This is a genomic window from Microbulbifer variabilis, from assembly GCF_056232115.1.
Genome location: NZ_CP174325.1, coordinates 2145723 through 2164463, shown reverse-complemented (window position 1 = coordinate 2164463; position 18741 = coordinate 2145723). Strand labels below are relative to the sequence as shown.

General features: G+C 53.3%; 18 protein-coding genes. 8 read left to right on the top strand and 10 right to left on the bottom strand.

All coding sequences use genetic code 11. The features are described from left to right. Positions 1 to 17: 17 nt before the first annotated feature. Both ribF and murJ read right to left on the bottom strand, forming a co-directional pair. Entirely contained in the window at positions 18 to 1082 is a 1065-nt protein-coding gene (gene ribF, locus ACJJI7_RS09495; RefSeq protein WP_282951725.1) for a bifunctional riboflavin kinase/FAD synthetase, read from the bottom strand. 37 nt (positions 1083 to 1119) lie between these two features. Then, the gene (murJ, locus tag ACJJI7_RS09490) at positions 1120 to 2637 is read right to left on the bottom strand and encodes a murein biosynthesis integral membrane protein MurJ (RefSeq protein ID WP_211214876.1); all 1518 of its coding nucleotides are present in this window, start codon (positions 2635 to 2637) and stop codon (positions 1120 to 1122) included. A gap of 268 nt (positions 2638 to 2905) precedes the next feature. Here murJ and ACJJI7_RS09485 point away from each other — a divergent pair, with 268 nt between their 5' ends. The 5 genes from ACJJI7_RS09485 (at position 2906) to rpsT (ending at position 7286) form a co-directional block, all read left to right on the top strand. After that, positions 2906 to 3043 (top strand): hypothetical protein, encoded by a 138-nt coding sequence (locus ACJJI7_RS09485; RefSeq protein WP_157533299.1) that lies wholly within the window; start codon positions 2906 to 2908, stop codon positions 3041 to 3043. A gap of 161 nt (positions 3044 to 3204) precedes the next feature. After that, on the top strand, positions 3205 to 3891 hold the full coding sequence (locus ACJJI7_RS09480; RefSeq protein WP_020411435.1) for an OmpA family protein: 687 nt from the start codon (positions 3205 to 3207) through the stop codon (positions 3889 to 3891). Between the two features lie 220 nt (positions 3892 to 4111). Further along, positions 4112 to 4801 (top strand): proteobacterial dedicated sortase system response regulator, encoded by a 690-nt coding sequence (pdsR, locus tag ACJJI7_RS09475; RefSeq protein WP_020411433.1) that lies wholly within the window; start codon positions 4112 to 4114, stop codon positions 4799 to 4801. Positions 4802 to 4842: 41 nt separating this feature from the next. Continuing rightward, positions 4843 to 6876 (top strand): ATP-binding protein, encoded by a 2034-nt coding sequence (locus ACJJI7_RS09470; protein WP_444902271.1) that lies wholly within the window; start codon positions 4843 to 4845, stop codon positions 6874 to 6876. 143 nt (positions 6877 to 7019) lie between these two features. Further along, positions 7020 to 7286, top strand: coding sequence for a 30S ribosomal protein S20 (rpsT, locus tag ACJJI7_RS09465; RefSeq protein WP_020411431.1), 267 nt, complete (start codon positions 7020 to 7022; stop codon positions 7284 to 7286). A 65-nt stretch (positions 7287 to 7351) separates the two neighbouring features. Here the strand turns inward: rpsT and proB are convergent, their stop codons facing one another. The 4 genes from proB to rplU all read right to left on the bottom strand — a co-directional run bounded on the left by proB (position 7352) and on the right by rplU (position 10586). Continuing rightward, positions 7352 to 8488 carry a glutamate 5-kinase gene (proB, locus tag ACJJI7_RS09460; protein WP_020411430.1) on the bottom strand — a complete coding sequence of 379 codons (1137 nt, stop codon included), beginning with the start codon at positions 8486 to 8488 and terminating at the stop codon, positions 7352 to 7354. Positions 8489 to 8601: 113 nt separating this feature from the next. Then, on the bottom strand, positions 8602 to 9807 hold the full coding sequence (cgtA, locus tag ACJJI7_RS09455; protein WP_444902272.1) for an Obg family GTPase CgtA: 1206 nt from the start codon (positions 9805 to 9807) through the stop codon (positions 8602 to 8604). Between the two features lie 192 nt (positions 9808 to 9999). Next, on the bottom strand, positions 10000 to 10257 hold the full coding sequence (gene rpmA / locus ACJJI7_RS09450; RefSeq protein ID WP_020411428.1) for a 50S ribosomal protein L27: 258 nt from the start codon (positions 10255 to 10257) through the stop codon (positions 10000 to 10002). A gap of 17 nt (positions 10258 to 10274) precedes the next feature. Next, a complete protein-coding gene (gene rplU, locus ACJJI7_RS09445) occupies positions 10275 to 10586 on the bottom strand; it encodes a 50S ribosomal protein L21 (RefSeq protein WP_444902273.1) in 312 nt (103 codons plus the stop codon). A gap of 252 nt (positions 10587 to 10838) precedes the next feature. Here rplU and ACJJI7_RS09440 point away from each other — a divergent pair, with 252 nt between their 5' ends. After that, entirely contained in the window at positions 10839 to 11801 is a 963-nt protein-coding gene (locus tag ACJJI7_RS09440) for a polyprenyl synthetase family protein (protein ID WP_020411426.1), read from the top strand. Between the two features lie 1005 nt (positions 11802 to 12806). On the opposite strand, the gene ACJJI7_RS09435 is transcribed toward ACJJI7_RS09440, so the two are convergent. Both ACJJI7_RS09435 and galU read right to left on the bottom strand, forming a co-directional pair. Further along, positions 12807 to 14156, bottom strand: a complete 1350-nt coding sequence (locus ACJJI7_RS09435; protein WP_444902274.1) for a phosphohexomutase domain-containing protein — start codon at positions 14154 to 14156, stop codon at positions 12807 to 12809. After that, a complete protein-coding gene (gene galU, locus ACJJI7_RS09430; protein ID WP_020411424.1) occupies positions 14157 to 15005 on the bottom strand; it encodes a UTP--glucose-1-phosphate uridylyltransferase GalU in 849 nt (282 codons plus the stop codon). A gap of 274 nt (positions 15006 to 15279) precedes the next feature. Between galU and fabA the strand changes: the two genes are divergently transcribed. Together fabA and fabB are read left to right on the top strand one after the other, a co-directional pair. After that, complete coding sequence (fabA, locus tag ACJJI7_RS09425) at positions 15280 to 15804, top strand: 3-hydroxyacyl-[acyl-carrier-protein] dehydratase FabA (RefSeq protein WP_020411423.1); 525 nt, start codon at positions 15280 to 15282, stop codon at positions 15802 to 15804. 68 nt (positions 15805 to 15872) lie between these two features. Beyond that, positions 15873 to 17096: a beta-ketoacyl-ACP synthase I gene (fabB, locus tag ACJJI7_RS09420; protein WP_020411422.1), complete on the top strand. Its 1224-nt coding sequence runs from the start codon at positions 15873 to 15875 to the stop codon at positions 17094 to 17096. Positions 17097 to 17146: 50 nt separating this feature from the next. Here fabB and ACJJI7_RS09415 read toward each other — a convergent pair whose 3' ends face one another. Continuing rightward, positions 17147 to 17995 (bottom strand): sugar nucleotide-binding protein, encoded by an 849-nt coding sequence (locus tag ACJJI7_RS09415; protein WP_282951732.1) that lies wholly within the window; start codon positions 17993 to 17995, stop codon positions 17147 to 17149. Positions 17996 to 18004: 9 nt separating this feature from the next. Then, the gene (gene ssb / locus ACJJI7_RS09410; protein ID WP_020411420.1) at positions 18005 to 18613 is read right to left on the bottom strand and encodes a single-stranded DNA-binding protein; all 609 of its coding nucleotides are present in this window, start codon (positions 18611 to 18613) and stop codon (positions 18005 to 18007) included. Positions 18614 to 18741: the final 128 nt, after the last annotated feature.

Below are 18741 nucleotides of genomic sequence, written 5' to 3'. Positions count from 1 at the left end.
CTCTAGTAGAAAATAAATTATTTCTTGTCAGTTTTTCGGGGGTTTTGCTCGAACCAACACTTGGCATTATCAATATCCTCGGCAATGCGGGCCTTGAGGATATCCAGAGAGGCAAATTTTTCCTCATCGCGCAATTTATGGCAGAACTCTACCGCCAATTCACGACCATATAGATCGCCACTAAAGTCGAACAGGTTAACCTCCAGTAGCGGCCTGGCACCTTCACCTTCGACTGTCGGGCGGAAGCCTACGTTCGCTACGCCATCCAGTTCCGCATATCCACAAGCCATATCTCTACCGTCAGTGGCAGTGGTACGAACCGTATAAACTCCCACCAATGGGGAGCGGTAGCGGCGCAAGCGGACATTGGCTGTAGGCGCGCCCAACTGACGTCCCAGGGCGCGACCTGGGGCAACCCGGCCGGTAATCCGGTAGGGTTTGCCCAGTAGTGCCTGTGCCAGCTCAAAATCCCCCCGCTGCAGGGCCTCACGGATGCGGGTGCTGCTAACCCGGGCCCCACGTATTTCCAAGGTTGCCGTATCTTCAACGGTAAACCCGTGCTGCTCCCCCATTTTTTGTAACAGAACATAATCGCCACTGCGATCGCAGCCAAAACGGAAATCATCGCCAACTACCAGGTGGCGAATGTCCAGTCCGTCGAGCAGTATACGCCGGACAAATGCCTCGGCGCTGAGGTTGCGCAGGGTTTCATTAAACTGAAGACACAGAACTCGGTCGACACCAGCCTCGAATAGCGCCAGCACTTTTTCCTTAAAACGCATCAGTCGCGCGGGGGCTTTATCGCTAGAAAAAAATTCGTGGGGTTGAGGCTCGAAAATAATCGCCACTGAGGGCAGACCTTGTTCCAGCGCACGCTGCCCTAACTGCGAAATTATTGCCTGGTGACCGAGATGCACACCGTCGAACGAGCCGATCGTCGCCACGCTTCCCCGGTGGCGGGGGCGCAGGTTGTGCAACCCGCGGATTAGTTCGCGCTCCTGGGCCAAAACGATCTTCCCATCCTCACAAAATCGAGCCGCACAGTATAGCGGATTCCCACTGGGCGGCCAGTGGTCGCTCATATTTACCGCCGGACAAAGACATCTACGCCTGAAGACCTTAACTCGTCGCGCGGAAATGGCGCGGGCGCAAGCCCGATGCAAGCAGCACCAGGAGGTAAGTCAGGCCTCCAGCCGCAACCAACAGGCCCATACGCCAAGCCCTAGTAAACCAACCCCACTCACTCCAACCGCTCCAGAAATGCAGCACCCCGAGCAATACTGCCACCATGAGCAGATTCGCTACTACAAGGCGCAACAAATAACCCACCCAACCGGCTTCAGGGGTATAGACGTCATCCCTGCGCAGCCCCTTGTACAATAGCCAAGCATTAATAGCCGCCTGGCAGGCAGTGGCAAGGGCCAGCCCCATATGACCCAGCTTGAAATAGTGATTCAGCGGAATGACAAATAAGAGGCTCAAAACCATCTTGGCCGAAATCGCAATTAACCCAAAACGAACTGGAGTATAAGTATCCTGGCGTGCAAAGTAGCCGGGTGCCAAAACTTTGATCAACATAAAGGCCAAGAGCCCCATGGCATAGGCGCGCAGGGACCAAGCCGCCATCTGCATATCTCGCGGTTGCATCTCTCCGTATTGGAACAGCGTGGTCAGCAAGGGCTCAGCCAGTACAATCAGGGCCACTGCCGCAGGCAGGGAGATCAGAGTGACGCTGCGTAATGCCCAGTCGAGGGTGTGTCGAAAACGGCGAGGGTCCCCATCACTGTGCTGGCGCGAGAGATTCGGCAGTATCACCGTGGCCACGGCAACCCCAAATACTCCCAGAGGCAATTCTGTAAGGCGGTCAGAAAAGTACAACCAGGATACACTGCCGCTGGGAAGGAATGACGCGAGCAGTGTATCCAAAACCAAACTGATCTGGGTAACCGAAACCCCAAATATGGCCGGAGCCATTAGGCGCAGGACCTTGCGCACCCCGGGATGACTCCAATCCCATTTGGGTCTTGGCAGCAAACCCTCTCGGGCCAGGAAAGGCAACTGGAACAGTAGTTGCACAACTCCAGCCACAAACACCCCCCAGGCAAGCGCCAAGATTTGCGGATCAAACCAGGAAGTGGCCACCGTCGCAGCCCCGATCAATACCAAATTCAACATTACCGGAGTCAGTGCTGGAATCGCAAAACGGTCAAAGGTATTCAGGATTGCGCCGGTAAATCCGGCGAGGGAAATCAGCATCAGGTAGGGAAAAGTAATCTGTAACATATCTGCAGCTAGATCGAACTTCTCCCGCTCACTGCCGTCCCACCACCAACCAAAAGCAAAAATACCCGTCACTATTGGCGCGAACAGCACCCCAAACAGGGTCACTAGCAGCAGCACTCCACCCAGAGCACCGGCAACCCTGTCGTTCAGCTCCCTTGCCGCCGCTACTCCCCCTTTTTGGCGGTATTCAGCTAGTACTGGCACAAACGCCTGGGCAAATGCCCCCTCAGCAAACAGGCGACGAAAGAAGTTGGGAATTTTGAAAGCGACAAAGAAGGCATCGGCGGCATCTCCCGCCCCAGCAAAGCGGGCCAGAGCCATATCCCGCGCCAGACCGGCAATCCGTGACAGCATTGTCGCAGCGCCAACCACTGAGCTACCACGCAGCAGCCGCGAGGCGCCAGATTTTTCAACGGGTTGCTGCTGAACAGGGGGCTGCTGGGACAAAACTTCAACTCCTGGCAATAGGTAGGATCATTTGGACGGCAAGTCTACCGCAATTCAACAGTAACTTTGGAAGATCAGGAGGAGTCCGCGGCCCTACGACATAGTGCCTGCGAGCCTATACTAGCAATGAGCTAGTCACGCGTCCCACGGATCAGGTGGCGCGGGGAGATAAAGGATGACCATTAACGCTTTAATTATTGCTCTGGCACTGGCGATTGTGCTCTATATAGCAGTGATGCGCGGTCCCCGTCCCCGGCGAGTCCGAGTTCGAGTGGATTCACCTCGCGACCGGCGCTACCGTCGCCTGCTGTAACTGGCCATTTGGCCACCTGCCACATTTCGCCATATTTGCTCTGCAGTTTGCCACTGCAGCGCCACGCCAGCGCCTCCATGAGGCTTTTTAATAACACTCAAACGGGCCGGGAACACCCCGACCCCAACGAGTAAGAAAAAAAGCCCCCAAGGAGAAAAGCAATGAAAAAAGCGTTATTGGTAGCAGCCCTGACTTCCCTGATCGCTTCCGGTGCCCAGGCAAAGGAACACAATGAATCAAATCTGACCCCGGCCAAACAGGCCACGGTCTTTACTTCAGCAGCGGTTGCCGGCGCAGCCGTTGGTGGACCGGTTGGATTTATCGCTGGAGCACTCGGCGGGGCTTGGCTCGGCGAGCAGATCAAGCAAGCAGACGAGGCAGATATGCTGGCAACACAACTGACAGAGAGCCGTGCAGGGCTCAGCAACCTGGCACAGCAATTGGATGCGGCTCGACTGTCCGCGAACGATGCCAGCCAACTGGCACTGGATTCCCTCCAATTCCAAATGCTGTTTACCACCGGAGAAGACGAGCTTCAGGAGGGCCAACTCCAACAATTGGGTGCCATGGCCGATTTCCTCAAGCGCCACCCGCACCTGCAAATTCAACTGGAGGGCCATGCCGACCCTCGGGGTAGTGATGGCTACAACAACGTGCTGTCAGACCAGCGCGCCCTGAGTGTGGAACAGGCTCTGGTATCTCTGGGTATCGACGCCTCCCGTATAAATCGCCGCGCTATGGGTTCCACTTATTCCCAGGCGACTCGCGGCGATGTAGATGCCTATGCGATGGAACGCCGGGTAGACATCCGTTTCTCTATGCCGGAATCTGTTGCCGGCAGTTTCTGAACCTGCATCGGCGGGCCCTAGCGGACTGTAAATCCGCTATCGTAAGTCAAGATATAAAATGCACTGGTATCAGGTGGGCGGATTACAAATACGCTCACCTGCCCCCCCCTCCAAAGAAACCCTGTTGTGTTTGCGGGCGATCTGCGCCCGCCTTTTTGCCAATAACCCGCAATTTCGTGCATGATTCTCAACCATAAAAAGGAAGCAGCCGGAATCAGCCATGAGTGCAACTATCGCCATTGTCGAAGACGAACGCGTTATCGCCGAAAATTATCGCGACGCTCTGCGCCGCAGCGGTTATCGGGTCGATCTCTATAGTGCGAGAGCTGAGGCTATGGATGCCTTTCGCCAGCGTTTGCCGGACCTCGCTGTGATCGATGTCGGCCTAGGCAGCGAAGTGGAGGGTGGGTTCGAACTGTGCCGCGAGTTACGAGCCATGGCACCTAGCCTGCCAATCCTGTTTCTTACAGCCAGAGATTCGGAGCTGGATATTATCTCCGGGCTGCGCCTCGGTGCCGACGATTACCTGACCAAGGATATTTCTCTGCCGCACATGCAGGCACGCATCAACGCGCTGCTACGCCGGGTGAGTGTTCTGCGAGACCAAGGTGATCAAGGGGAGAGCCTGACCCAAGGTAAATTGGATCTGGATATATCCAGGCTTCACTGCCACTGGGATGGACAGCCAGTAGACCTGACCGTTACTGAATTCTGGATAGTCCATGCACTGGCTAAGAGACCCGGGCACGTCAAGTCGCGCAACCAACTTATGGAAGCTGCGCGAGTGGTTCTGGATGACAACACCATCACGTCTCATGTGAAGCGTATTCGCCGCAAGTTCCAGACCCTGGACGGAGAGTTCAACTCCATTGGCACTGCCTACGGTATGGGTTATCGCTGGCAACTTTAATAATTTTGGCCTCGGCGCATAAGATTTAAAGAGCACCGCCCATGAAGCTTCGCCGCCAACTCCTGCTTGTCAGCCTTGTCGCCCTGGCCCTTCCATGGGCCGGCTGCCAGTATCTGCGCCAAGTGGATGCGGCCCTGGCGCAGGGACAGTTACAGGCACTAGAAGCGACCGCCGCGGCAATTGCCGCCCGTTTAGCCAGTGCACCGCAGTTGATTGCCCCTGATCCCCTGCGCCACGCTCGCCCTCCTGGCGCTCAACTCTACCTAAACCCGCTTTCACAGCCCCCTATGGTCGATGGCTATGGCGATGACTGGCGCCCCTTGGGCCTGAAACCCAGAGAGCTACTCGACGAAAAGCTTAACCCGCTGGCACAGGTAACCTTCGGGCAATATAGCGAACAGGTTTTCATGCTTCTGACTGTCAGTGACTCCACGCCGGCTTACCGCGACCCCCGAACCGGCCTGCTGGCCGGTGGTGATACTGTCGAACTATTCACTGGTGGCCGGCATTACATATTGCCAGTGGCAAGCCGGGGCACCACAAGCGCCATGTGGCATAATCCAAGAGAGGGGCGATACGAACGTGAACTGCGCCTGCGCGGACGCTGGACCTCCTCTCCTGATGGCTACCAGCTCGAATTAACCCTTCCCTACGATCTAACTCAGGGAGGCCTTTCAATTCGCATCCTGGATCGCAACCGCAGTGACGGTGTAGCGCCTGTTCGCAGTTCCAGCACATTGCCCTCCGATGGACAGCCCGGTCGCCTGACAGCCCCCCTGCCTCAACTACAGGCCGAGCTGGATCATTTTGCCCGCCCGAGTCTGCGCCTAGCCGTAGTGGATAACGAAGGATTCCTTCTCGCAAGCAGCGGGCAGCTGCAGCCAGAGCCCTCCGAGAAGGTAACCACCACTCCCTGGTTGCGCAGCTGGATTTACCGCAAGTTATTGGCGCGGGAAACTTTACCGCCACTACCTGTGGATAGGTTGCCATTGAGTCATGCACCTAACCGCGATACCGAAGAGCAGTGGTTTGGCGGTCCCCTACAGTCACGCATTGGTGTTGTCAGCGTCCCGGTTGTCACTCGAGCCGACGAAGTAATCGAGCGACCAATGCTAGGTCGGGTATTGGTGCTTCAATCCGGCGAAGCCATACAGTCCATGACAGAGGGCGCTGCCCACCGGCTTTGGCTGATTAGCTGTGCTGCCGCAGCCACTGCATTGATGTTTCTACTTGGCTATGCCAGCTGGCTATCCTGGCGTATACGCAAACTGAACCGCGCCGCACGCCACGCCGTAGACGCAAGCGGCAAGTTGCGCGGTAACTTCCCTCATTCAAAGGCCAGCGATGAGCTGGGCGCCCTAAATCGCGCCTTTGCCAGCCTGCTCGGTGAACTGGACCAATATCATCAGTACCTGCGCACATTAGCCAGCAAGCTCTCACATGAGCTGCGCACACCCCTGGCTGTAGTTCGCTCTTCCCTGGATAACCTTTCTGCTGGCGAACTGGATTCCCACAGCCGCCGCTACGCTGAGCGCGCATTAGACGGCAGTGAACGCCTTTCCAGCATCCTCAACAGCCTCTCTGCCGCGAGCAACCTCGAGGCCAGTATCCATCAAGCTGAGCGCGAAACGTTTGATCTCGCCGACCTCCTTGAAGTTATGGTCCAGTGTTATGGCGATGCTCACCCTAAACACCACTTCACGCTGGATAAGCCCCCGGGAGAGTTACACTGTCACGGCGCCCCGGAGTTACTTGCGCAACTACTGGACAAACTGGTAGACAATGCCTGTAGCTTCGCCCCGGAAGGCAGTGATATCCACTTGTCCGCTCACACATATGATGACAGTTATCTGATCACGGTGAGCAATGATGGCCCACTGCTACCCAGCGGCTATGCGCACAAACTATTCGATTCCCTCGTGTCTGTGCGCAAGGATGGTGATAATGCAGGCCACCTTGGTCTCGGATTACATATCGCCAAGCTAATCGCTGACTATCATTGCGGTCGCTTGCAGGCTCGCAACCGCACCGATAACAGCGGCGTAGAGTTCAGCCTTAAGCTACCAAACCGCTGACACATGCCAGAGTTTCTAGCCATATCCACAAGACGCAACCGGCTATGGTTGACAAACAACCAACTGTGGGGATAATGTCGCGTCCCGATCGGGCCCCAGGGCCTGTTAGTTACAGATTTACAGATTCCAGACAGGAGCAACCGGTGGCCAACTCACCTCAAGCGAAGAAACGCGCGCGCCAAAACGACAAGCGCCGCATGCATAACGCCAGTCTGCGCTCCATGGTGCGCACCTACATCAAGAAGGTAGTTGCGGCCATCGATGCAGGCGACGCTGAAAAAGCAAAAACTGCATATGCAGAAGCGGTACCTGTTATCGACCGCATGGCAGACAAAGGCATTATTCACAAGAATAAAGCCGCTCGCCATAAGAGCCGCCTGAACGCACAGGTTAAAGCTCTGGCAGCCTAATTCTTTAGGCAACAGACACAAAAAAGCCCCGCGTTGCGGGGCTTTTTTGTGTCTGTCATTTAACTCTAAAGCAAGATCAGATTATCCCGGTGAATTAACTCATCATCATCGCGGTAACCGAGCAACTCAACAAACTTCTCCGATGCCCGGCCAAGAATCCTGGCACTCTCACTGCTATCGTAATTGACCAGCCCGCGGGCAACTTCCCGCCCTTCACCACTGCGACAGGAAACCAGATCCCCCCGCTGGAAACGCCCTTCCACTTCAGTCACCCCCACCGCCAGTAAGCTGCCGCCACTCTCACAAAGAGCTTTTTCCGCCCCGCTGTCAAGCACCAGGGTACCGCGCACCTGCAGCTGGCCGGCGAGCCAGCGTTTGCGAGCTGTTAAAGGATCAGCGTCTGGCAACAATAAGGTACCCAGAGACTCCCCTGCCCATGTGCGCATGATTACTTTTTCCTGTGCCCCACCAGCTATCACGGTACAGGCACCGGAGCGAGCCGCCAATTGCGCAGCGCGCACCTTGGTAGTCATGCCACCGCGCCCAAGCCCACTGCGCGAATCCCCCGCCATAGCCAGCAAGCTAGGATCCAGGGCAGAGGCCTTCTCGATTAATTCCGCCTGGGGATTATCACGGGGGTCCTCAGTAAACAGCCCATCCGCATCCGTCAGAATCAGCAGCGTATCAGCCTCCACTAGATTGGCGACTAGTGCAGCAAGCGTATCGTTATCACCAAAACGAATCTCATCGGTGACGACCGTATCGTTTTCGTTGACAATGGGCACGGCACCCAAAGAAAGCAGGGTTTTCAGGGTGCTACGTGCATTGAGGTAGCGGGTACGGTTGGAAAGGTCATCATGGTCCAGCAGAATCTGTGCACTGCGTAAATCAAAGCGCCCAAAAGCCTGCTCATAAACCTGCACCAAATGGCTTTGCCCCACCGCCGCAGCGGCCTGCAACTGATGAATAGACTCCGGTCTTCGCCCCCAACCTAAACGATCCATACCTGCAGCGACGGCGCCAGAAGATACAAGTACCACCTCAATACCACGCTGTCGCAGTTCGGCTATCTGCTCAACCCAGGCAGAGATAGCCACGCTATTGACACCTCGACCGTTATCGGTCAAAAGGGCACTACCAATCTTGACAACCCAGCGCTGGCTATTCGCCAGCTCACGACGGGAATCTGAATTAGAGCCCATGCTCCCTCCTGAATATCGCCCCTAAGGGTCATTTAAACCATTTTTATTATTCAGAAGCCCACAATAATTAGAACCTGGGGCAGCTCAGGAGGGACTTTGCCAAATGAGATAACTCAAGGGCGATACTCAATATCGACATCGTGTTCATCGTCATCCCAATCCTCATCATCATCCACATGCTCCCTGGCTGCCTTGCGCTTAGCCCTATGGCTCTCACGCAACTCCTCAATACGCTCACGGGCCTCACGCTGCATCTGGCGCTGAGACTCCAGTTCTGCCTGCGCCAACTCAGGGTCACGGTCCTCATCTTCCTGGCGTTCCTCGAGGTAATCCATTAGACGACCACTGAGGATATCAGTGCCCTCTTTGCGGATTGCTGCCACACGGAAAACAGGACCGGTCCAACCCAGCGCATCTACAATTGCCTGGCAACGCTCCTCCAGTTCTATCGCCGGTACCAAGTCAGTTTTGTTCAGTACTAACCAGCGTTCACGTCCAGCCAGTGTCTTACTGAAGCTGGAGAGCTCATGCTCAATAGCTCGGGCATTTTCCACCGGATCAGAACCATCAAATGGTGCCAAATCCACCAAGTGCAACAGCACACGACAGCGGGTCAAGTGCTTGAGGAAGCGAATCCCAAGACCCGCCCCCTCTGCTGCCCCCTCAATCAGGCCGGGAATATCGGCAATCACGAAGCTTCGGTGCTTCTGCACCTGTACCACACCGAGGTTAGGTACCAGGGTAGTAAAGGGATAGTTGGCCACTTTGGGCTTGGCTGCGGAAACTGCACGAATAAAGGTGGATTTACCCGCATTGGGGAGTCCAAGCATGCCTACATCGGCGAGAACCTTCAGCTCCAGCTTGAGACTGCGCACCTCCCCCTCAGTACCATTTGTTGTCTGCCTGGGAGCGCGGTTGGTACTGGACTTAAAGCGAGTATTACCCAGACCGTGAAAGCCGCCCTGGGCAACCAGAAGGCGCTCGCCGGCCTCAGTCATGTCGCCGACCGCTTCGCCACTATCCACATCAATCACAGTGGTTCCCACGGGGACTTTCAGCACCAGGTCTTCTCCCTTGGCCCCCGTACAGTTGCGCCCGCGGCCCGGCTGTCCACTTTCAGCTGCATAGCGAGGTTGATAGCGGTAATCTACCAGGGTATTGAGGGAATCATCGGCTTCCAGGTAAACGGAACCGCCATCGCCGCCATCACCGCCATCCGGGCCTCCTTTTTCTACAAACTTCTCCCGACGGAAGCTCAAGCAACCGTTACCGCCTTTACCTGCCTGGACAACGATGGGCGCCTCATCGACAAACTTCATAATCTCTCCACCGCTATAGCGGTTGCCTTATCCGGTACGCGCATCCGCGCACCCCTATCATCATACCAGCCGACAAGCCGCCCCCTGTGGGCACCTGCCACCCTAACTTCCCGTCGCCGCTTTTCTGCGACTTTTCCAACAAAAAAGCCCCGCAATAGCGGGGCTTTTTATGAAGCTTGGGCTAATGACCGCTTAAGCAGTTTCGATAGAAACAAACTTGCGGTTGTTGGGACCCTTAACTTCAAACTTCACAACGCCGTCCGCAGTGGCGAACAGGGTGTGGTCTTTGCCCATACCAACGTTAATACCTGCGTGGAATTTGGTGCCACGCTGACGAACGATGATATTGCCTGCTGCTACAGACTGGCCGCCAAAGCGCTTCACGCCCAGGCGTTTACTCTCGGAATCGCGACCATTTCGCGTACTACCGCCAGCTTTCTTATGTGCCATGAGTCGTTACTCCTCTGTTATGCCTTAATGCCAGTGATTTTGACTTCGGTATACCACTGACGGTGGCCTTGGCGCTTCATGGAGTGCTTGCGACGACGGAATTTGATGATTTTCACCTTCTCGCCGCGGCCGTGGCTCACTACTTCAGCCGATACTTTAGCGCCATCTACAACGGGAGCGCCGATGTTAATCTTGTCGCCATTAACGACCATCAGCACTTTGTCGAAATCAATGGTTTCGCCGGTAGCTACTTCCAGCTTTTCCAGGCGAAGAACTTCGCCCTCTTCTACACGGTGTTGCTTACCACCGCTCTCAAAAACAGCGTACATATTTCTATGCTCCGATATGGACGACACGAAGCAGCGGGAGGACTATTGAGTCACTGCTCCGCATTTCGGGAGCTTGCGCCGTGTTGTTTAACATCTATATTCGCCAAACGACCCCAAAGCAGCTGAATAGCCACATGAAGCCCGCAATTGACGGGGCGCAGATTCTAATCAATTCGTCGGGTTGATACAATAGCGCCCCTTTGCTGCCCGGGCCCCGGGGGGCGCCAGTCTAGTCGTATAAGGAACTCTCACATGCTGCCTTTTCACCGGGTCGCCGCCGAAGACTTTGCCGCGGTCAACCAGCGCATTCTCGATCAACTGCACTCGGACGTTCCTCTGGTGGAAAACATAGGGCACTATCTGGTCGAAGCCGGCGGCAAGCGCTTGCGCCCTCTTCTGGTGCTTCTCTGTGCACGTGCCTGTGGTTATAAGGGGGAGAGCCACATTGACCTCGCGACTATCATCGAGTTCATCCATACCGCCACATTACTGCACGATGATGTGGTGGACACATCCGACATGCGTCGTGGCCGCCTCACAGCTAACGCAAAATGGGGCAATGCTCCTAGCGTGCTAGTGGGGGACTTCCTCTATTCCCGCGCCTTCCAGATGATGGTAGCCCTCAGGGATATGGATATCATGGCAATCCTCTCCGACACCACCAATACTATTGCTGAGGGTGAGGTTCAGCAGCTGGTAAATGCTGGTGATCCCGCGGTGGGCGAGGACAATTACTTTACGGTTATCCACAAAAAGACCGGCGCCCTGTTTGAAGCCGCCTGTGAAACTGCCGCCGTAATGGCTAACTGCACCAACGGGGAACAAACGGCCCTGAAACTCTATGGCCGCCACTTGGGCCTTGCCTTCCAACTTGTGGATGATGCTCTCGACTATCGTGGCAACCCAGAAGAACTTGGGAAAAATGTAGGTGACGACCTGGCGGAGGGCAAACCAACCCTGCCACTAATCTATACCATGGCCAATGGCAGCAAAGATCAGGCCCAATTGGTAAAAGAAGCGATAGAGCAACGCAGCGCGGAAAAACTATCCGAGATAGTCGACGCGATTGAAGCCTGCGGCGCCCTGGACTACACCATGGAGCGTGCACGTGCCGCTGTTAACAACGCTAAAGAGCAGCTGGAGTTCCTACCCAACTGCGAACAAAAGCTGGCTCTGCAACAACTGGCCAGCTTTGCCGTAGAGAGAAGCGTATAGCACTTTTAGCCACAGCAGCCGGGCCACCAACTATATTAGTTAGTGGCCCTATCACTCAAATACGCCTCCAGGAACATAAGTACTCCCCATACCTGAGTGCACTCCCCTCACTTACAAGGTGGGCAATATTTGTAACAATACGTTGCGAATTAAAGAGTCATCCTCCAAATTGCAGCCTCTATAACTCTTAATCACAGTTTTACAAAAATCGAGCCAGGTTACTTCCCTATAAATGCAACACCGCCATTTGTAGCCAAGCTATTGCACTACTTATCCGAAAAATTAAATAAGCAGGACCAAAAACTTAGCCATATCAAAGATTTAGGCATTTATTATTTTTGGCCCATAAATACCAAACGAAACTTTAGCACCATCAGTTTGAAGGAAAACAGCTTCAAAGTTTCCTCCAATGGAAAATACCCAGAAGAAAAATTATGAGGCCATCCACTGCCCTATATCAATTTAGATTAGCACCTGAAATATTCCCACAAAATAACCTTGTGATCACTAGAGGTGAATTAACTTCATCATACGTAGTGGATTACAAATTCCTGCATGACAACAATCCTTGCAGCAATAAGCTGGAATTTTTAATTTTGCAAATACACAATATTCCTCTATGTATACTAAGGACCCTATAGCTGCAAAAAAATACTGGATACAGTTGTAATCAACAAAGGAAGCTTTGGTTTTTTGGTAAAGTCAGAAGGTCATTTGGACGGTTCAAATTGAACAGGCATCAGTATGAATATTTGGTCTATGCGACAGCAATTGTTGCATGCGTCCATGAACGGTGGAAAATTTATGCACAATATTTAAATACCATGCAAAACTCTATTACCAGAAATATCCGCCCGCTTTAGACTTACGGGACAACAGATTAAAATATGAAATTTTATTTACTAGTAATTATATTATTAATTTAGGCAGGGAAGGCCAGCCAAATTTTTGACTGACCTTAAACAGGTCTCTTAAATTTTAACTACTGTATTTACTCTATCTTTTTCAAGCGCGAATTAAATCAAGAAGCTCTTGAGTTTTTTCACGCATTAGCGCCTCATTCCCACGGGACTCAACATTTAAGCGTACTACGGGCTCGGTATTGGACATACGCAAGTTAAAGCGCCAATCGGGATAAGCCACACTCAAGCCATCTACATGCTCAACGCTCTCAGCTCCCGGAGCATACTTTGCTTCGGCCATTTTTAGTAATTCAGCGGCATCCTTCACCTTAGAATTAATTTCCCCAGAACAGGGGAAAGCAGCCATACGCTCACTCACCAACTGAGACAAAGATTTACCACTGCGACTTACCAGCTCTGCCACTAAAAGCCAGGGGATCATACCGCTGTCACAGTAAGCAAAGTCACGGAAATAGTGGTGCGCACTCATTTCACCGCCATAGATAGCGTCTTCTTTACGCATGCGCTCTTTGATAAATGCATGACCGGTCTTGCTCTGCACGGGCTCCCCGCCAGCTGCATGGACAATGTCCTCGGTATTCCACAGCAGGCGTGGATCATGAACAATTTTCGCACCATCATTTTTGAGCAAAAATGCCTCTGCAAGCAGGCCTACCACATAATAACCTTCGATAAATTCACCTTTTTCATCGAAGAAGAAACAGCGGTCGAAATCGCCATCCCAGGCAATCCCGAAATCGGCACCACACTCTCTCACAGCTTCCGCAGTCGCTGCACGGTTTTCCGGCAAAATTGGATTGGGAATACCATTGGGGAAGTTACCATCCGGCTGATGGTGTACTCGTACAAATTCAAATGGCAGATGCGGTGCCAAGGCATCAACCACTGCACCAGCGCCGCCATTACCAGCATTTACCACTAGCTTGAGTGGCTTCAAAGCCGTGCTATCGATATAAGACAGCAAATGTTTTACAAAATCGACACGGTGTTCAAAGCGATATAGATCACCTCGCCTTGGTGCTGAGGCAAAGTTATTTTGCTCTGCCAATCGCTTGATATCCAACAGACCAGTATCGCCACTAATTGGACTACTTCCTGCACGGACAAATTTCATACCATTGTAATCCATAGGGTTATGACTCGCGGTTACACAGATGCCGCCATCAAAATCCCCATGGGAAGTGGCAAAATAAACTTCTTCAGTGCCACACTCGCCAATATGAAATACGTCAGCACCGGTATCGCGTAAACCATTCGCCAGAGCATCGGTCAGTTCAGGGCTGGTCAAACGAATATCATGCCCAACTACAACCCGTCGCGCTCCGAGGAATTGGGCAAAAGCACGCCCCACACGATACGCAACATCTGGATTTAACTCTTCCGGCACACGACCGCGTAAATCATAGGCCTTAAAACAGGTAAGCTCAGCCACTTACTTCTTCTCCTGGGCAGCCTGCTTGGGCAGGTAAACATTCTCATAGACATGGTTCGTAGCTTCGATAAAGCCTTCAACCGAACCACAATCAAATCGGCGCCCCTTAAATGCGTAGGCCAAAACGCAGCCCTGACGGGCCTGGGCTAGCAGCGCATCGGTAATCTGTACCTCTCCATTCTTGCCGGGAGGAGTATCGCGTATCAGGTCAAAGATATCTGGAGTCAGAATATAGCGACCAATAATCGCATTATTGCTTGGCGCCTCTTCGGCCGTCGGCTTTTCCACCATATCGGTAACCTGGTACAAACCGGGCTTGATCTCATTGCCCGCAATCACACCAAATTTGTGGATATGTTCAGTAGGCACCTCTTCGACAGCAACAATACTGCAGCGAAACTGCTTGTATAACTGCACCATCTGCGCAAGTACGCCTAACTCCTCATTCAGGCACAGGTCATCTGCCAGCACTACAGCGAATGGTTCGTCCCCTACCAAGCGGCGCCCCTGAAGAATTGCGTCCCCCAAACCGCGCATTTCTCCCTGGCGCGTATAGGAAAAACTGGCGCTATCAATGACTTTGCGAACGGAATCAAGGTATCGTTCCTTACCAGTACCCGCTATCTGGTGTTCCAACTCAAAATTGGTGTCGAAATGATCTTCGATGGCGCGCTTGCCCCGACCAGTGACAAAGCCGATTTCCGTCAGCCCGGCTTCTATCGCTTCCTCTACGCCATACTGCACCAGTGGCTTATTCACCAGAGGCAGCATCTCTTTGGGCATGGCTTTCGTAGCAGGTAAGAAGCGGGTGCCGTAACCGGCAACCGGGAATAAACATTTCTTGAGCATTATGCTCCCCCATAATTTTGAAACGAGCGCACCCAGTGCTTGGCCGGCAACTTATCATAGTTGTTAGGGTCATTCACTTACAGATAATGACGCTAAAATCCCTTATTGGACCATAAAATCTACTACTGAATGCTCTAAGATTGTGAAAGCAATTCCAGCGCCAGTCACAAAAACAGCCCTGACCGACTAGACAAGCGACACAGAGCCCTTAGAATGCCCGCTCTTACAAAAACGCCCAGTATGGATTGCGTAACCACCCACCAACGGGGAAAAAATGAGTAATTTTGTTCAAAAAAGCACCTATAGCAGAGAGGAGCTACTGACCTGCTCCCGGGGCGAGATGTTTGGCCCTGGCAATGCACAACTGCCCGCTCCCAATATGCTGATGCTGGATCGCATCACACATATCTCAAAGGAAGGCGGAGCCTTCGGTAAGGGAGAACTGATTGCGGAACTGGACATTCACCCCGACCTTTGGTTTTTCGATTGTCACTTTCCAGGCGATCCGGTAATGCCCGGTTGTCTCGGGTTAGATGCAATGTGGCAGCTACTCGGCTACTTTTTGGCCTGGAAAGGTAACCCCGGGCGCGGTCGCGCACTCGGCTGTGGCGAGGTCAAATTTACCGGTCAGATTTTGCCCACCAGCAAGAAAGTCACCTATCACATCCAGATGAGCCGTATTGTTGAGCGCAGGCTTGTTATGGGAATTGGCGATGGTACCGTTGCTGTAGACGGCCGTGAAATTTACACAGCTAAGGATCTTCGCGTAGGCTTATTTACCCGTACCGATAATTTTTAAACACACCGTAAACCATTGTCGGTAGAAATCATGTAGTCCTCTACCGACAAGCTATGCTGGAGACCACTATGCGTCGGGTAGTCATTACCGGAATGGGTATTACATCCTGTATCGGCACCAATACAAAAGAAGTCACCGCCTCGTTGAGAGAAGGACGCAGCGGAATCCGCTTTCAGGAGGAGTACCGGGAGCTCGGCCTGCGCAGCCAGGTAGCGGGCCAGGTCGATATCGACTTCAAGGAACATATCGATAGAAAGCAGCTCCGCTTTATGGGTGATGCAGCCGCCTACGCATATATAGCCATGCAAGAGGCCATTGATATGTCAGGCCTGCAGGAGGATCAGATATCCAACCCGCGCACAGGTATTGTGATGGGCTCAGGCGGCACATCCACCCAGCAAATTATTGATGCGGCCCATACCCTCAAGGAAAAGGGCGTAAGGCGCGTGGGCGCCTACCGGGTGCCTCAGGTAATGAACAGTACCGTTTCCGCTTGTTTAGCCACCCCATTCAAGATCAAGGGAGTGAACTACAGCATTTCTTCCGCTTGTGCCACCAGTGCGCACTGTATAGGGAATGGAGCCGAGCTGATCCAGATGGGTAAGCAGGACATTGTCTTTGCAGGTGGTGGTGAGGAGCTAGCCTGGAGTTTGACTCACCTTTTTGATGCAATGGGCGCCCTATCGAGCAAATATAACGATACCCCAACGAAGGCCTCACGTCCCTACGATGCCGACCGGGATGGCTTCGTTATCGCCGGTGGCGGCGGCTGCCTGATATTGGAAGAAATGGAGCACGCTGTAGCCCGTGGAGCCACCATCTATGCCGAGCTGACCGGCTACGGCGCAACCTCTGATGGTTACGATATGGTCGCCCCCAGTGGTGAGGGTGCAACCCGCTGTATGCAACAAGCGTTAGCGGGAATGGACGGCAAAGGACTGAGAGGTAACGTGGATTACATTAATACCCACGGCACCTCAACCCCAGTTGGAGACGTGGCTGAATTGAAGGCTATGCGTGAAGTCTTTGGTGACACAGTTCCAGCATTTGCCTCTACCAAGTCCCTTACAGGCCACTCCCTCGGCGCCGCTGGCGTACAAGAGGCGATTTACAGTCTACTGATGATGCAAAACAACTTTATCGCTGCATCTGCCAATGTAGAGAATCTGGACCCTGCAGCTGTGGGTATGGATCTGGTGACCGAAGTTCGCGACAGTGAGATCAAGCGGGCCATGTCTAATAGTTTTGGATTTGGTGGTACTAACGCCTGCCTAGTATTCGACAAGATCTAAACAAAAAAAGGCGCCATATAGGCGCCTTTTTTATCTTTGCTGATAGAAACCTAACCAGACTTTTCTGCACCCAAACGTTCTAACCAAAGCTCTACCTGTCGGGTGAGCCCCTGGCGCCAGCTGTGCTGCTGAATGCCAAACACATCCCTCAATTTTCCACAGGCCAGCACAACACTGCGATCCTTTTGACCAGAATCCTCTAATGCACTGAGTTGCACAAACCGCTCTTCATCGTGAAATGACTGTGCCCGCTCCACAACCTCTAACGCAAACTCTATAGCGGTGCAGCTGTCTGAACTTCCGTAATGATAAACCCCTGGAGCAAAGGCACCACTGGCTAGCTGTTGTGCTATCGCTACCGTCACACGAGACAAATCGAGAACAGTAACCGGATTACCGTTATTGATACCATCCAGTTCGAGCGGTTCACCAGTTATAAAGCCCCGTAATACCCGCGCAAGCAGGGCTTCCAGGTTGCTATCCACCATCCAGCCAAATCGCAGGATAGTCAGGTTTTCTAATCCACTCAGGGCACGCTCACAAGCCAACCACTGGCGACCACTTCGAGCCTGTGGATCCGCCACTTCATCCTCATCATATCTCCGCTGTTCACCTCCAGCGAATACCTGATAAGAGGAAAGGTGAATAACATGTTGACAGAGTCCTCTCGCGAGCTGCTTAGCCACCTGCAGAGACTCTGGCATGCCCTGGCTGTCTGCGCAGGCCGAGGCATTGATAACAATCGAGCTTGGTCGCAGCTGGTCGAGCTCTGCGGGTAAAAGCTGTTGAACACGAAAGCCAGCGCGCTGCAGGCGTTTCTGCAGAGCGCTGTCGATATCGTTACCAGCAGTAATGACCGCTACCGTGTCCGGCTTATAACCGGTATGTAGATCAGACACTGGATGGGCTTAGAAGGGAATATCGTCGTCAAAGCTGTTATCGAAACCACCCGCTGGCCCCTGGTTAGGCTGCGGCTGCGGTTTGCTGGACGGTGCCATTGGTGATGGCGCCGTGCGCCCCTGAGCAAAGGAATCCTGACCTCCCTGCTGATAACCGCCCTGGAAACCACTCTGTTGTTGCTCGTAGCCACCCTGGCTACCGCCCATAGATTGGCCGCTCATGCCAGCAGCACCCATTCCGGCACCACCCATACCCTGTCCGAAACCTCCTTGCTCCCCACGGCCGTCGAGCATCTGCATTTCACTGGCAACAATCTCGGTAGTGTAACGGTCCTGACCAGTATTCTTATCTTGCCATTTGCGGGTGCGCAGAGAGCCCTCAATGTACACCTTAGAGCCTTTGCGCAGGTACTCACCGGCAATCTCGGCCAGGCGGTTAAAGAATACCACCCGGTGCCACTCAGTGCGCTCCTGCTGCTGACCGGTCTGCTTGTCCTTCCAGCTCTCACTGGTTGCCAAGCTCACATTAGTGACCGCACCGCCACTCGGCATATATTTGGTCTCTGGATCATTACCCAAATTACCAATCAGAATTACTTTGTTGATCCCCCTGGCCATGGCCCTCTCCTCTCTTCGACCCAGGTCCTACCCAGGCAATAATCATTCAATATTTAAGATGTGAGGTGACTCACACCAACAATGCGCGACCGCCCAGATTGGCGACCAGTGTATTTTTATCCAGCAGC